We start from the raw sequence: 15,214 nt of genomic DNA, 5'->3' as shown, positions 1-15,214 counted from the left end.
ATGACTATGCAACGCTACTCGGGCTTCGGCCTCTTCAAACACTCCCTCAGCCATCACGAAAACTGGCAGAAAATGTGGCGCACGCCGACCCCTAAAAAGGTCTATGACGTAGTCATCGTCGGCGGTGGCGGGCATGGTCTGGCGACCGCCTACTACCTGGCCAAAGAGCACGGCATCACCAACGTGGCCGTGGTCGAGAAAGGCTGGCTGGGCGGCGGTAACACCGCGCGCAACACCACCATCGTTCGCTCCAACTACCTGTGGGACGAGTCGGCGCACCTGTACGAACACGCGATGAAATTGTGGGAAGGCCTGTCTCAGGACCTGAACTACAACGTGATGTTCTCCCAGCGCGGCGTTTACAACCTGTGTCACACCTTGCAGGACATTCGTGATTCCGAACGTCGGGTCAGCGCCAACCGCCTCAACGGCGTGGACGGCGAACTGCTCGATGCCAAGCAAGTGGCCGACGAGATTCCGTACCTCGACTGCTCCAAGAACACGCGCTACCCGGTGATGGGCGCAACCGTCCAGCGTCGCGGCGGCGTGGCCCGTCACGATGCCGTGGCGTGGGGCTTTGCCCGTGCCGCCGACGCCCTGGGCGTGGACTTGATCCAGCAGACCGAAGTGATCGGCTTCCGCAAGGAAAACGGCGTGTGCATCGGTGTTGAAACCAACAAAGGCTTCATCGGCGCCAAACGCGTCGGTGTAGTGACCGCCGGTAACTCCGGGCACATGGCCAAACTCGCCGGTTTCCGTCTGCCGATCGAATCCCACCCGCTGCAAGCGCTGGTGTCCGAGCCGATCAAACCGATTATCGACAGCGTGATCATGTCCAACGCCGTACACGGTTACATCAGCCAGTCCGACAAGGGCGACCTGGTGATCGGCGCCGGTATCGACGGCTACAACGGCTACGGCCAGCGCGGTTCGTACCCGGTGATCGAGCACACCATTCAGGCCATCGTCGAGATGTTCCCTGTGTTGTCCCGCGTGCGCATGAACCGTCAGTGGGGCGGCATCGTCGACACCACGCCGGATGCGTGCCCGATCATTTCGAAAACCCCGGTCCCGAACATGTTCTTCAACTGCGGTTGGGGCACCGGTGGCTTCAAGGCCACACCTGGCTCGGGCAACGTGTTTGCCGCGAGTCTGGCCAAGGGTGAAATGCACCCATTGGCTGCACCTTTCTCCATCGACCGTTTCCACAACGGTGCGTTGATCGATGAACACGGCGCTGCTGCGGTTGCCCACTAACAGGAGAAATCCCCATGTTGCATATCTTCTGTCCTCACTGCGGCGAACTGCGCTCCGAAGAGGAATTCCACGCATCCGGCCAGGCGCACATCCCGCGTCCACTGGATCCGAACACCTGCACCGACGAGGAGTGGGGCGACTACATGTTCTTCCGCGATAACCCTCGCGGTCTGCACCACGAGCTGTGGGATCACGTCGCCGGTTGCCGTCAGTACTTCAACGCCACCCGTGACACCGTGACCTACGAGATTCTCGAGACCTACAAGATCGGCACCAAGCCACAATTCACCGACAAGACCGATAGCCCGAAAGCGGCCGCCACGGCTCTGGGAGAGAAGGTATGAGCCAGATCAATCGCCTGTCCAACGGCGGACGGATCGACCGCAACAAAGTGCTGAGCTTCACCTTCAACGGCCAGACTTACAAAGGCTTTGAAGGCGATTCGCTGGCCGCGGCCTTGCTGGCCAACGGTGTGGATATCATTGGTCGCAGCTTCAAGTATTCCCGTCCGCGCGGCATCTTTGCTGCTGGCGCCGAAGAGCCGAACGCCGTGCTGCAGATCGGCGCGACTGAAGCCACGCAAATCCCGAACGTACGCGCCACGCAACAAGCGCTCTATCAAGGCCTGGTCGCCACCAGCACCAACGGCTGGCCGAGCGTGAACAACGACATGATGGGGATTCTCGGCAAGGTCGGCGGCAAGCTGATGCCGCCGGGCTTCTACTACAAAACCTTCATGTACCCGCAATCGTTCTGGATGACTTACGAGAAGTACATTCGTAAGGCCGCCGGTCTTGGCCGCTCGCCGACCGAGAACGATCCGGACACCTACGACTACATGAACCAGCACTGCGACGTGCTGATCGTCGGCGGTGGCCCTGCTGGCCTGGCCGCTGCACTGGCAGCCGCTCGTAGCGGTGCTCGCGTAATCCTGGCTGATGAGCAAGAAGAGTTCGGCGGCAGCCTGCTCGACTCCCGCGAAAGCCTCGACGGCAAGCCTGCCAGCGAGTGGGTGGCCAGCGTCATCGCCGAGCTCAAAGACACTCCGGACGTGCTGCTGTTGCCGCGCGCCACGGTCAACGGTTACCACGACCATAACTTCCTGACCATCCACGAGCGTCTGACCGATCACCTCGGCGACCGCGCCCCGATTGGCCAGGTCCGTCAGCGCATCCACCGGGTTCGCGCCAAACGTGTGGTGCTGGCGACTGGCGCTTGCGAGCGTCCATTGGTTTACGGCAACAACGACGTGCCGGGCAACATGCTCGCCGGCGCTGTGTCGACTTACGTGCGCCGTTACGGCGTGGCCCCGGGCAAGAAACTGGTGCTGTCGACCAACAACGATCACGCCTACCGCGTGGCCCTGGATTGGCTCGACGCCAGCCTGCAAGTCGTCGCCATCGCCGATGCCCGCAGCAATCCGCGTGGTGCGCTGGTGGAAGAAGCCCGCGCTAAAGGCATCCGCATCCTGACCGGCAGTGCCGTGATCGAAGCCCGTGGCAGCAAGCACGTTACTGCTGCTCGCATCGCTGCGATCGATGTCAAAGCCCACGCCGTGACCAGTCCTGGCGAGTGGCTCGATTGCGACCTGGTCGCGACCTCCGGCGGTTACAGCCCGGTGGTTCACCTGGCTTCGCACTTGGGCGGCAAGCCGACCTGGCGTGAAGACATTCTCGGTTTCGTACCGGGCGAAGCACCGCAGAAACGCGTGTGCGTCGGTGGCATCAACGGCGTCTATGGCCTCGGTGATTCCCTGGCCGATGGTTTTGAAGGCGGCGCTCGCGCGGCCAGCGAAGCCGGTTTCAGCGTGGTCGAAGGCACCTTGCCGAAAGCCCTGAGCCGTCTCGAAGAGCCAACCCTGGCGCTGTTCCAGGTGCCGCACGAAAAAGGCACCTCACGCGGACCGAAGCAATTCGTAGACCTGCAAAACGACGTCACTGCGGCCGCCATCGAACTGGCCACCCGCGAAGGTTTCGAGTCGGTCGAGCACGTCAAACGTTACACCGCACTGGGCTTTGGTACGGACCAGGGCAAGCTCGGCAACGTCAACGGCTTGGCCATTGCCGCCCGTTCGCTGAACGTGACCATCCCGCAGATGGGCACCACCATGTTCCGTCCGAACTACACGCCGGTGACTTTCGGCGCCGTGGCCGGCCGTCACTGTGGGCACATCTTCGAACCTGTCCGTCACACCGCGCTGCATCACTGGCACGTGAAGAACGGCGCCGAGTTTGAAGACGTCGGTCAGTGGAAGCGTCCTTGGTACTTCCCGAAAAACGGTGAAGACATTCATGCCGCCGTGAAACGCGAATGCAAAGCCGTGCGCGACAGCGTTGGCCTGCTGGACGCCTCGACCCTGGGCAAGATCGACATCCAGGGCCCGGACTCCCGTGAGTTCCTGAACCGCATCTACACCAACGCCTGGACCAAGCTCGACGTGGGCAAGGCGCGTTACGGCCTGATGTGCAAAGAAGACGGCATGGTGTTCGACGACGGCGTCACCGCTTGCCTCGCCGACAACCACTTCGTGATGACCACCACCACCGGCGGCGCTGCACGCGTGCTGCAATGGCTGGAAATCTACCACCAGACCGAATGGCCAGACCTGAAGGTGTACTTCACTTCCGTGACGGATCACTGGGCAACCATGACCCTGTCCGGGCCGAACAGCCGCAAGCTGCTCAGCCAGGTCACCGACATTGATCTGACCAACGAAGCCTTCCCGTTCATGACCTGGAAAGAAGGCCTGGTCGGCGGTGTGCCGGCGCGGGTATTCCGGATTTCGTTTACCGGTGAGCTGTCGTATGAAGTCAACGTGCAAGCCGACTACGCGATGGGTGTGCTGGAAAAAATCGTCGAGGCTGGCAAGCAATACAACCTGACGCCATATGGCACCGAAACCATGCACATCCTGCGGGCCGAGAAGGGCTTCATCATCGTCGGTCAAGACACCGACGGCTCGATGACCCCGGACGACCTGAACATGGGCTGGTGTGTCGGTCGCACCAAACCGTTCTCGTGGATCGGCCAGCGTGGCATGAACCGCGAAGACTGCGTGCGTGATCAACGCAAACAGCTGGTGGGCCTGAAGCCGATCGATCCGACCAAATGGCTGCCGGAAGGTGCGCAACTGGTGTTCAACACCAAGCAGACGATCCCGATGACGATGGTCGGTCACGTCACTTCCAGCTACCTGCACAACTCCCTGGGCTATTCGTTTGCCATGGGCGTGGTGAAGGGCGGTTTGAAGCGTATTGGTGAGCGTGTGTTCGCGCCGCTGGCTGACGGCAGCGTGATCGAGGCGGAAATCGTTTCTTCGGTGTTCTTCGATCCAAAGGGTGATCGCCAGAACATTTGATGGCCTCGAGATCTGTGGGCGGGCTACCAATCGCCAGCAGGCTAGCTCCCACAGGGGAACGCGGTTGAATGTGGGAGCTAGCCTGCTGGCGATGACGGCAGTCCAGCCACCACAGGAACCAACAGAATTCAGGAAAGGTGCTTTATGACCGTAGCCAATGTATACCAACAACGCCCAACCACCGGAGCCAAGGCCGAGTCGTCGCTGCATCATGCCGACCTCGCCAGCCTGGTGGGCAAGGGCCGCAAAAGCGCCGGCGTGATCGTGCGTGAGAAAAAACTCCTCGGCCACCTGACCATTCGTGGTGATGGCCACGATGCTGCGTTCGCCGCTGGCGTGCACAAGGCCCTCGGCATCGAACTGCCAGCTGCGCTGACCGTCGTCGTCAAAGGCGAAACCAGCCTGCAATGGATTGGGCCGGATGAATGGCTGCTGATCGTGCCAACCGGTGAAGAATTCGCCGCCGAGCAGAAACTGCGCGAAGCGCTGGGTGATCTGCACATTGCGATTACCAACGTCAGCGGCGGCCAGCAGCTCCTCGAACTGAGCGGCCCGAACGTGCGCCAGGTGCTGATGAAATCCACCAGCTACGACGTGCACCCGAACAGTTTTCCGGTGGGCAAGGCCGTCGGCACCGTGTTCGCCAAGTCGCAACTGGTGATCCGCCATACCGCTGAAGACACTTGGGAACTGCTGATCCGCCGCAGCTTCTCGGATTACTGGTGGTTGTGGTTGCAGGATGCTGCGGCTGAATACGGGCTTAGCGTCCAGGCCTGACTCAGTGGTGTGTCAAGACTGCTTTTGTGGCGAGGGGATTTATCTCCGTTCGGCTGCGAAGCAGTCGTAAAACCTGAACCCGTATTCTTTATGAAGGAATGCGGTTGCTGATTTTGGGGCCGCTTCGCGGCCCAACGGGGATAAATCCCCTCGCCACAGGGTCCTCTGTGACCACCCAATTTGCAGCAGGAGTCACCGCACTATGAGCCGCGCCCCAGACACATGGATTCTGACCGCCGACTGCCCAAGCGTCCTCGGCACCGTGGACGCGGTGACCCGCTTTCTGTTCGAGCAGGGCTGCTACGTCACCGAGCACCATTCCTTTGATGATCGGCTCTCGGGCCGTTTCTTCATTCGCGTGGAGTTCCGCCAGCCCGACGGCTTCGACGAACAAGCCTTCCGCGCTGGATTGGAAGAACGCGGCCAAGCCTTCGGCATGATCTTCGAACTGACACCGCCGAACTATCGGCCAAAAGTGGTGATCATGGTGTCCAAGGCCGATCACTGCCTCAACGATTTGCTCTACCGCCAGCGCATCGGCCAGTTGTCTATGGACGTGGCCGCCGTGGTCTCCAACCACCCGGACCTCAAGCCGTTGGCCGACTGGCACCAGATTCCGTACTACCATTTCCCGCTGGACCCGAACGACAAGCCGTCGCAAGAGCGTCAGGTTTGGCAAGTGATCGAAGAGTCCGGCGCCGAACTGGTGATCCTTGCCCGCTACATGCAAGTCCTGTCGCCCGAGCTGTGCCGCAAACTCGACGGCAAGGCGATCAACATCCATCACTCCCTGCTGCCGGGTTTCAAGGGTGCCAAGCCCTATCACCAGGCCTATAACAAGGGCGTGAAACTGGTCGGCGCCACGGCGCACTACATCAACAACGACCTGGACGAAGGCCCGATCATCGCCCAGGGCGTCGAGGCCGTGGACCATAGTCACTACCCCGAAGATCTGATCGCCAAGGGGCGGGATATCGAAGGGCTGACGTTGGCGCGGGCGGTGGGTTATCACATTGAGCGACGGGTATTTCTCAACGCCAATCGCACCGTCGTTCTCTAGATTTTTGGGGCCGCTTCGCAGCCCATTCGCGAGCAAGCCCGCTCCCACAGGGGATCTGCATGAGTAGACAGATCTCCGTCACACCGAAGATCAAATGTGGGAGCGGGCTTGCTCGCGAAGAGGCCCGAACAAACAACACAAAAGACACAGGCAATAACCCGAGCAATCAACGCGCCGCCGCACCATGGCGACGCGACCGCTACATAAAAACAACAGCGAGGTGAAAGCATGTCTGGCAATCGTGGTGTGGTGTATCTCGGCAATGGCAAAGTCGAAATACAGAAAATCGACTATCCGAAAATGCAGGACCCGCGCGGCAGGAAGATTAACCACGCCGTCATCCTGCGTGTGGTTTCCACCAACATCTGTGGTTCCGACCAGCACATGGTGCGCGGCCGTACCACCGCTCAGACCGGTCTGGTGCTGGGCCACGAAATCACCGGCGAAGTCATTGAAAAAGGCAGCGACGTCGAGAACCTGCAGATCGGCGACCTGGTGTCGGTGCCGTTCAACGTTGCTTGCGGGCGCTGCCGTTCCTGCAAGGAAATGCACACCGGTGTCTGCCTCAGCGTTAACCCGGCGCGTCCGGGCGGTGCTTACGGTTACGTCGACATGGGCGACTGGACCGGCGGCCAGGCCGAATACGCGATGGTGCCTTACGCCGACTTCAACCTGCTGAAACTGCCTGATCGCGATCGCGCGATGGAAAAAATCCGCGACCTGACCTGCCTCTCCGACATCCTGCCGACCGGTTACCACGGCGCAGTGACGGCCGGCGTTGGCCCAGGCAGCACCGTGTACATCGCCGGTGCCGGTCCTGTCGGTCTGGCCGCTGCCGCTTCCGCTCGCCTGTTGGGCGCTGCGGTGGTGATCATCGGCGACGTCAACACCGTCCGCCTGGCACACGCCAAGGCGCAGGGTTTCGAAATCGCCGATCTGTCCCTGGACACCCCGCTGCACGAGCAAATCGCTGCACTGCTGGGCGAGCCTGAAGTGGATTGCGCCGTCGACGCCGTGGGCTTCGAAGCGCGTGGTCACGGCCATGACGGCGTGAAACACGAAGCTCCGGCCACCGTGCTCAACTCGCTGATGGGCGTGGTTCGGGTTGCCGGCAAAATCGGTATCCCTGGCCTGTACGTGACTGAAGATCCGGGTGCCGTCGACGCAGCCGCGAAGATGGGCAGCCTGAGCATCCGCTTCGGTCTGGGCTGGGCCAAATCCCACAGCTTCCACACCGGCCAGACGCCCGTGATGAAGTACAACCGCCAGTTGATGCAGGCGATCATGTGGGACCGTATCCACATTGCCGACATTGTGGGTGTTGAGGTGATCAGCCTGGATGACGCGCCACGTGGTTACGGCGAGTTCGATGCGGGCGTGCCGAAGAAGTTTGTGATCGATCCGCATAAGTTGTTTAGTGCGGCGTAAGCTGGGAGCAGGACGGAAAAAGGGGCGACAGTTATGTCGCCCTTTTTTATAGCTGCCGGTTTCAACTAATTGCTCAGAGAGAATGAGCATTCACTGATGGATTTCGTACAGTTATTTGATTTGTCCCACTCTTCAGAGGTCGGCTTCCATCCGGTCACCTTGTCGAGTACCAAGGCGATATTTTTGTAGCGGCAACTCATCTGACTCACGCTGATGGGGCCGTTTTCGTTCTCGTCTTTTGTGACGTACGTGGCGCTTTCAAAGACGGTTGTATTTTTATCGATGCTTGTGAGCGTCGGATTCTCTCCTTCCCATTTCCGGCCCGATTCATCCTCTGCCGCAAAACCTTGATCTGTCTTTTTGATTTTGGAGACCTCAGGACAGATATCAGCCTGAGCGGCGCTCGAAGTACCGGCAATGGCCAAAACAATGACAATCATAGCGATCCGCATGATGTAGTCCTTTACATGAAATGAAGTGTTCATGCTGCGCGGATGCCGTTTATGCGGCCACTGTCACTTCTGACAGTCAGTTATGCCGTTTTGAAATAAAACTTGCGGTTCCTATAGCGTTGCTGGCCGTCGTCGCTGGTCACAGCATTGCTAACGCCCCTTGATACAGAACTGGCCCGGTCGGTTGCCCCGTCGGCGAACCACCCTTCGGTTCAAGACTGACCGCCAACGCAATCGGCTTGCCGATCAGCGCCTTCTGCATATCGTTCAGCTCTACACGACCCATGCCGTCAGCCGGAATCACACCGAGGGAAATCGGTTTGCCATCCGCCGGAATCGCCCACAACTCCAGACTGCGCCCCGGTTCAACCGCTGCCAGCGTCAGCGGCTCGACCTTCAGATAATCCTTATGCGCCTCAACCTTCAGTGCAGGCTGCGCCTCGGCCGTCAGCAGTGTGGCGCTGTAACGCGCATTGTCGCGGTTGTAGAACACGCCCAAGGTCACGGCGATCACCAGCGAGCAAACCGCCCCCGTCACCCGCAACCAGTTCCAGAACGGACGCTTCTCTGGCAAATGAAGCACTTGCGGTTCGATTCGCGCGGTGATGCCTTTCCACACCCGATCCGGCAACGGCTGCTCGGGCAGGGCTTCGGTCAAACTGACCAGGCTTTCCTGCCACTGCGCCAGTTCCGCGCGAAGCGCTGCGTCTTCCAGCAACAACTGTTCAAAACGCCGACGCGCGGCAGAAGGCATCAGGCCAATGGCGTAATCAGCAGCGAGGGCGCGGCGCAGGGTCGGGGTTTGATAGTTCATGATTCAAGACACCTGCGCAGTCGCTCCATACCGCGGCGGATCCAGGATTTCACCGAGCCCAGCGGCGCGTCCAGGTGTTCGGCGAGCTCAGAGCAGGACAGCCCCTGAAAGTAAGCCACGGTGATCGATTGGCGCTGCATGCCGTCGAGTCTTTCCAGGCACCGGTTCAACGCGTTGGCCTCACGGGCACTGCTGAGTTGATCGTGGGCCGAGGGGCTTTCATCCACCAGCGCCTGTTCTTCAAGGTCGCTTAATGGCCGGTCACGGTGTTTGCGCAACTGGTCGATGGCTTGATGACGGGTGATGTTGATCATCCAGGTCAGCGGCGCCGACAAATGCGCCTCATAGCGCGAGGCGTTGTTCCAGATGCGCACGAAGCTTTCCTGCAGCACTTCTTCAGCCAGATCCGGTCGCCCCATGAAACGCAGCGCTACGCCATGCAGCCGTGGACCGACGCTGCGGTAAAGCGTCTCGAAAGCGCGGCGGTCGCCCAGTGAACACTGGGCAAGAAGCTGCCTGAGCTGATCGGCGTCGGCGTTGGGAATGGCAGTTCTCCAAGCAATTGAGGTGGGCTGCGTGAGGAGCCGATTGCAGGCAGAGGTTAGTTCACGCTGTGCAGTTGTTCCATTCACGGGCGGTCACCTCGGCAAACCGCCGACCCTGATGCGCAAGGTCGGCGGCATCCTTCAGGTGTTCGGCATCAGCACTTTGTCGATGACCTGAATCACGCCGTTGGATTGGTACACGTCATAGGTGGTGATGTCGGCGATGTCACCTTTTTCATCCTTGATGGTGATGTTGTGCGGGCCGTTCATCATCACCCACAGCTTGCCGCCCGCGACGGTGGTCAGTTCGGCTTTGCCGCCCCCGGCCTTGATCTTCTCGGCCAGAGTCATCATGTCAAGTTTCCCGGCGACCACGTGGTAGGTGAGGATGTGAGTCAGGGTCGCTTTGTTGGCGGGTTTGAGCAGGGTATCGACAGTGCCGGCCGGCAGCGCAGCGAAGGCCGAGTTGACCGGAGCGAACACGGTGAACGGGCCTTTGCCCTTGAGGGTATCCACCAGGCCTGCGGCTTTCACGGCGGCGACCAAGGTGGTGTGGTCGGCGGAGTTCACGGCGTTGTCGATGATGTCCTTGCTCGGCAACATGCTCTGGCCGCCGACCATGACCGAGTCGTGGCTCATGGTTGCCGCTTGCACGGTGCTCAGGGCGAATCCGCCGCCAAGAGCCAGGGTCAGCAGGCTGGCAATCAACGGCGTTTTGATCGAAGTGCGTTTCATGGTGATGATCCTTGTGGGGAGAATCGGCCAGAAATGTCTGTCCGTGCTTGATATACGCGGGTGGGGCCAGACTGGATGCAGCACGAAGGCATTCTTTTTGGACTTGGCCACAACGCATGACCCTGGAGCTGCCGAAGGCTGCGATCTTTTGATCTTCAGCGTATTCAGTTCCGCCAACAATCAAGATCAAAAGATCGCAGCCTTCGGCAGCTCCTACAGAAACCGCGACAAGCTCACTGGGCTGGGAACAATCCTTAGGGTCACCAGTCCAAGGAACAGTTTTTCCGCCACCCATTGCCGGGCGGTTTTTATGGCACAAGAGGATGTCTGGATGAAGATTTCACGCGGTTTTGCACTGGCTTCGCTGATGAGTCTGGCGGCCAGCCCGGTCTTCGCCGGTTTCAGCCTGGATGATGTGACCAAAGCAGCTTCGAGCATGCAGGGCGGTAATGCAGCCACTGCCGCCGCACCTACGCAGGAAACCGCCGGGCTGCTCGGCGCGCTGACGTCGCAGTTGAACGTAAAACCCGAGCAAGCTGTCGGTGGCACTGCGGCGATGCTGGGGCTGGCAAAAAATCAGTTGAGCTCCACCGACTATTCGCAACTGGCCAAAAGCGTACCGGGTCTGGACAAACTGTCCGGCGGCGGTCAATTGGGTGCCCTCAGCGGGTTGCTCGGTTCGTCCGGTAAATCGGCCGGTCTGGAAAACGCGCTGGGCAATGTGAAGAACACCAGCGACCTGAACAGCGCGTTCGGCGCCCTGGGGATGGACGGCAGCATGGTCGGCCAGTTTGCTCCGGTACTCCTTAAATATCTCGGCGATCAGGGCGTTGGCGGTCCATTGCTGGAAAGCCTGGGCGGGATCTGGGGCGCCGGCGCCGGTAGCTGATCTAGCGATGCCCGGCGCGTAATTCGTCGATGCGTTGATCCTTCTCGATCCAGAGCTGGTTGACCCAGTTCTGGACCGTTTCACGAAACACCGGGTCGTTTTCGTAATCGCCTTGCCACAGCGCCGGGTCGAGTTCGCGGGTCTTGATGTCGATGATGATCCTCGGCACGTTGCCGCTGATCAAATCCCAGAACCCCGGAATCTTCTGCTGCGGATACACCACCGTCACATCGAGCACGGCGTCCAGCTGTTCGCCCATTGCCGCCAGCACAAACGCCACGCCGCCGGCCTTGGGTTTGAGCAGGTGGGTGAACGGTGACTGCTGCTGAGTGCTTTTCACTGCGGTGTATCGGGTGCCTTCCAGGTAATTGACCACGGTCACCGGCTGACGCTTGTACAACTCGCACGCCGCTTTGGTGATGTCCAGATCCTTGCCGGCCAACTCTGGGTGCTGGGCCAGGAATGCCTTGGTGTAGCGCTTCATGAACGGGTAATCCAGGGCCCACCACGCCAGCCCCAGGAACGGCACCCAGATCAGTTCTTTCTTGAGGAAGAACTTGAAGAACGGCGTGCGGCGGTTCAGGGTCTGGATCAGGGCCGGGATATCGACCCAGGATTGGTGGTTGCTGATGACCAGATATGAGGTATCGACGCGCAGGCCTTCACCACCACGGATGTCCCACTGTGTCGGGATGCATAACTTGAAGATCAGCTTGTCGATTTCGGCCCAGGTTTCGGCGATCCACATTACCGCCCAGGAGGCGTAGTCGCGAAAACGCCCGGGCAGGATCAGTTTGAGCAGGGCAAACACCATCAGCGGCCCGAACAGGACCAGGGTGTTGAGCAATAGCAGCAGGGTAACGAAACAGCCGGTGAGCAGGCGGCGCATAAGTAACTCTTGAAAGCTTTTGGGCGCGCCATGATATGCAGCTTCGGGCGGCAGGCCAAATCGGCGGTGACGAATGTTTCACCTTTACCTCGTTATGCTTGCAGCCTGATGAGATCCCTGTGGCGAGGGAGCTTGCTCCCGCTGGGCTGCGAAGCGGCCCCAAAGGCTCCGTGAAGTGGGTTGTCAGGAACATCAGGTTGATGAATGGATTTACGACGGCTTCGCCGCCGAACGGGAGCAAGCTCCCTCGCCACAAAGGTAGGTGGTCGTCCAACTATCGTTGTTGTTTGCGGTCTAGAATTCGGCCACTGCGCCCCAATTCCCAAAGGATGCCCATTACGTGAAATCCCTCCTTGCACTGCTTTCCCTCGTGTCCCTGCCGGTCCTGGCCGCTGAGCCGACGCTGTACGGGCGTTACGAATACATTGCGCTGCCGGAAATCGGCGGCGAAGTCCTTAAAGCCAAAATGGACACCGGTGCCCTGACGGCATCGCTGTCGGCCAAGGACATCGAAACCTTCACCCGCGACGGCGACGAGTGGGTACGTTTCCGCCTCGCCACCAAAGACGCGAGCAACAAGGTCTACGAACACAAGGTCGCGCGGATCAGCAAGATCAAGACCCGCTCCGAAGAAGACGAGGATGACAAGGAAGCCATCGAGCCCACCAAGCGCCCGGTGGTTGATCTGGAACTGTGCCTGGGTAACGTCAAGCGCACCGTCGAGGTCAACCTCACCGACCGCAGCAGCTTCAACTATCCGCTGTTGATCGGTGCCAAGGCCTTGCGTGAATTCGGCGCAGCGGTGAACCCGGCGCGGCGTTTCACGGCCGACAAACCCGACTGCTGATTGACGGAACGAGAGGCTTGGGGCACCGTTCGCCCACTTAACTGCCGGGCTCGGACGCCATGCCTCATATCCTGATTGTCGAAGACGAAGCGGCGATTGCCGACACCCTGATATTCGCGTTGCAGGGCGAGGGGTTCACCACCACTTGGTTGAGCCTCGGCGCGGCGGCGCTGGAGCATCAGCGCCAGACTCCGGCTGACCTGATCATTCTCGACATTGGCCTGCCGGACATCAGCGGCTTCGAGACCTGCAAGCAACTGCGGCGTTTCAGCGACGTGCCGGTGATCTTTCTCAGCGCCCGTGATGCGGAAATCGACCGCGTCGTGGGCCTGGAAATCGGCGCCGACGACTACGTGGTCAAACCGTTCAGCCCCCGGGAAGTCGCCGCGCGGGTGCGGGCGATTCTCAAGCGCATGGCGCCGCGACCCGTGGCCGAAGCCTCATCGGCGCTGTTTCGTGTCGACAGCGAACGCGTGCAAATCAGCTATCGCAGTCAGTCCTTGAGCCTCACCCGGCACGAATTCCGTCTGCTGCAATGCCTGCTGGAACAACCCGAGCGCGTCTTCAGTCGCGAGCAATTACTCGATGCACTGGGCGTGGCCGCCGATGCCGGTTACGAGCGCAGCATCGACAGCCATATCAAAAGCGTGCGCGCCAAGTTGCGTCTGGTGAAGGCCGATGCCGAACCGATCCAGACCCATCGTGGCCTCGGTTACAGTTACAGCCCGGGGCACAGCTGATGCCGTTGGGGATCCGGATCTTCCTGGTCTACGTGCTGTTTATCGGCCTGACCGGTTACTTCGTGCTCAACACCGTGATGGAAGAAATCCGCCCCGGCGTGCGTCAGTCCACAGAAGAAACCCTGGTCGACACCGCCAACCTGATGGCCGAGATCCTGCGCGACGATTTCAAGGCCGGTACCCTCAACCAGAACCGCTGGCCTGAGCTGCTCAAGGCCTATGGCGAGCGGCAGCCGAAGGCAAGCATCTGGGGCTTGCCGAAGAACCAGGTCAACCACCGCATCTACGTTACCGACGCCAAAGGCATCGTCGTGCTGGATTCCAGTGGCACGGCGGTGGGGCAGGATTACTCGCGCTGGAACGACGTGTACCTGACGTTGCGCGGTGAATACGGCGCACGTTCCACCCGCAGCGATCCGAACGATGCGACCTCTTCGGTGATGCACGTCGGCGCGCCGATTCGCGACAACGGCCAGATCATCGGCGTGGTCACCGTGGCCAAGCCCAACAGTTCGTTGCAGCCTTACGTTGATCGCACCGAACGTCGACTGCTCGGCTATGGAGCCGGGTTGATCGGCCTGGGCTTGCTGTTCGGCGCGCTGTTGTCGTGGTGGTTGAGCGCGGCGCTGCGGCGGTTGACGGCTTATGCGCAGGCCGTCAGCGAAGGGCGGCGCGTCGAGGTGCCGCATTATCGTGGCGGGGAGCTGGAGCAACTGGCGACGGCGGTGGAGCAGATGCGAACGCAGCTGGAAGGCAAAGCCTACGTTGAGCGCTATGTGCACACCCTGACCCATGAATTGAAAAGCCCATTGGCGGCGATTCGCGGTGCAGCGGAGTTGCTGCAAGGTGAAATGCCGTTGGCTCAGCAGCAGCGTTTCGTGAGCAACATCGACAGCGAAAGCGTGCGGATGCAGCAGTTGATTGAGCGGCTGCTGAACCTGGCCCAGGTTGAACAGCGCCAAGGGCTGGAAGAGCGGGTGGCGATACCGTTGGCGGGTTTGGTGGATGAGTTGCTCAGCGCTCAGGCCGCACGGATCGAAAGCAAGCAGTTGCGCGTGGAACAGCGGATTGCGCCGGATATGACCCTGCATGGCGAGCCGTTCCTGTTGCGTCAGGCGTTGGGGAATCTGCTGGAAAACGCTTTGGATTTCACTGCGCCTCAGGGGCTGCTGCGGTTCAGCGCCGAGCGGGTCGGTGAGCAGATCGAGTTCAGGTTGTTCAACCAGGCCGAGTCGATTCCTGACTATGCGTTGCCGCGTTTGAGCGAACGTTTCTACTCGCTGCCGCGCCCGGACAGTGGGCGCAAGAGCACCGGGTTGGGGCTTAACTTTGTGGAAGAAGTGGTTCAGTTGCATGGTGGGGCATTGAGTATCGGCAATGTCGAGGGTGGGGTGGAAGTCAGGTTGTGCCTGGCTTAGGACCG

Annotated in this window: 15 protein-coding genes; 10 read left to right on the top strand and 5 right to left on the bottom strand. The window is 60.3% G+C overall.

Features of this window, described 5'->3' with window-relative positions:
- Positions 1-6: 6 nt before the first annotated feature.
- The 6 genes from ACA051_RS27320 (at position 7) to fdhA (ending at position 7,880) form a co-directional block, all read left to right on the top strand.
- Complete coding sequence (locus ACA051_RS27320; RefSeq protein WP_007947735.1) at positions 7-1,257, top strand: sarcosine oxidase subunit beta; 1,251 nt, start codon at positions 7-9, stop codon at positions 1,255-1,257.
- Positions 1,258-1,271: 14 nt separating this feature from the next.
- Entirely contained in the window at positions 1,272-1,601 is a 330-nt protein-coding gene (locus ACA051_RS27315) for a sarcosine oxidase subunit delta (protein WP_497306002.1), read from the top strand.
- Complete coding sequence (locus ACA051_RS27310) at positions 1,598-4,615, top strand: sarcosine oxidase subunit alpha (RefSeq protein ID WP_497372619.1); 3,018 nt, start codon at positions 1,598-1,600, stop codon at positions 4,613-4,615. The genes ACA051_RS27315 and ACA051_RS27310 overlap by 4 nt, the downstream gene beginning before the upstream one ends.
- 144 nt (positions 4,616-4,759) lie before the next feature.
- Positions 4,760-5,392: a sarcosine oxidase subunit gamma gene (locus tag ACA051_RS27305; RefSeq protein ID WP_497372617.1), complete on the top strand. Its 633-nt coding sequence runs from the start codon at positions 4,760-4,762 to the stop codon at positions 5,390-5,392.
- 202 nt (positions 5,393-5,594) lie between these two features.
- Positions 5,595-6,452, top strand: a complete 858-nt coding sequence (purU, locus tag ACA051_RS27300) for a formyltetrahydrofolate deformylase (RefSeq protein ID WP_497305996.1) — start codon at positions 5,595-5,597, stop codon at positions 6,450-6,452.
- Positions 6,453-6,680: 228 nt separating this feature from the next.
- Positions 6,681-7,880, top strand: coding sequence for a formaldehyde dehydrogenase, glutathione-independent (fdhA, locus tag ACA051_RS27295; RefSeq protein ID WP_007947729.1), 1,200 nt, complete (start codon positions 6,681-6,683; stop codon positions 7,878-7,880).
- A 65-nt stretch (positions 7,881-7,945) separates the two neighbouring features.
- Here fdhA and ACA051_RS27290 read toward each other — a convergent pair whose 3' ends face one another.
- The 4 genes from ACA051_RS27290 to ACA051_RS27275 all read right to left on the bottom strand — a co-directional run bounded on the left by ACA051_RS27290 (position 7,946) and on the right by ACA051_RS27275 (position 10,426).
- Complete coding sequence (locus tag ACA051_RS27290; RefSeq protein ID WP_497305994.1) at positions 7,946-8,332, bottom strand: DUF3757 domain-containing protein; 387 nt, start codon at positions 8,330-8,332, stop codon at positions 7,946-7,948.
- A 139-nt stretch (positions 8,333-8,471) separates the two neighbouring features.
- Positions 8,472-9,146 carry an anti-sigma factor gene (locus ACA051_RS27285; protein ID WP_497372615.1) on the bottom strand — a complete coding sequence of 225 codons (675 nt, stop codon included), beginning with the start codon at positions 9,144-9,146 and terminating at the stop codon, positions 8,472-8,474.
- Positions 9,143-9,778, bottom strand: a complete 636-nt coding sequence (locus ACA051_RS27280; RefSeq protein ID WP_497372613.1) for an RNA polymerase sigma factor — start codon at positions 9,776-9,778, stop codon at positions 9,143-9,145. The genes ACA051_RS27285 and ACA051_RS27280 overlap by 4 nt, the downstream gene beginning before the upstream one ends.
- A 54-nt stretch (positions 9,779-9,832) precedes the next feature.
- Positions 9,833-10,426: a fasciclin domain-containing protein gene (locus tag ACA051_RS27275; RefSeq protein ID WP_497372611.1), complete on the bottom strand. Its 594-nt coding sequence runs from the start codon at positions 10,424-10,426 to the stop codon at positions 9,833-9,835.
- 331 nt (positions 10,427-10,757) lie between these two features.
- On the opposite strand from ACA051_RS27275, the gene ACA051_RS27270 reads away from it, so the two are divergent.
- Entirely contained in the window at positions 10,758-11,315 is a 558-nt protein-coding gene (locus tag ACA051_RS27270; protein ID WP_497372609.1) for a DUF2780 domain-containing protein, read from the top strand.
- A gap of 1 nt (position 11,316) precedes the next feature.
- On the opposite strand, the gene yihG is transcribed toward ACA051_RS27270, so the two are convergent.
- Complete coding sequence (yihG, locus tag ACA051_RS27265) at positions 11,317-12,204, bottom strand: 1-acylglycerol-3-phosphate O-acyltransferase, YihG family (RefSeq protein ID WP_497372607.1); 888 nt, start codon at positions 12,202-12,204, stop codon at positions 11,317-11,319.
- 340 nt (positions 12,205-12,544) lie between these two features.
- Between yihG and rloA2 the strand changes: the two genes are divergently transcribed.
- From rloA2 to creC, 3 genes are read left to right on the top strand one after another with little or no spacing between them, the layout of a single operon-like run.
- Positions 12,545-13,051 carry a retropepsin-like aspartic peptidase RloA2 gene (gene rloA2 / locus ACA051_RS27260; protein ID WP_497305982.1) on the top strand — a complete coding sequence of 169 codons (507 nt, stop codon included), beginning with the start codon at positions 12,545-12,547 and terminating at the stop codon, positions 13,049-13,051.
- 59 nt (positions 13,052-13,110) lie between these two features.
- Positions 13,111-13,791, top strand: coding sequence for a two-component system response regulator CreB (creB, locus tag ACA051_RS27255; RefSeq protein ID WP_497305980.1), 681 nt, complete (start codon positions 13,111-13,113; stop codon positions 13,789-13,791).
- The gene (gene creC / locus ACA051_RS27250) at positions 13,791-15,209 is read left to right on the top strand and encodes a two-component system sensor histidine kinase CreC (RefSeq protein WP_497372605.1); all 1,419 of its coding nucleotides are present in this window, start codon (positions 13,791-13,793) and stop codon (positions 15,207-15,209) included. Before creB ends, creC begins: the two co-directional genes overlap by 1 nt.
- Positions 15,210-15,214 lie beyond the last annotated feature (5 nt).

The sequence above is a fragment of the Pseudomonas sp. LBUM1669 genome (assembly GCF_059695705.1).
The sequence above is the reverse complement of the archived record's forward strand: the minus strand, read 5'-3'. Positions and strand labels throughout refer to the sequence as shown.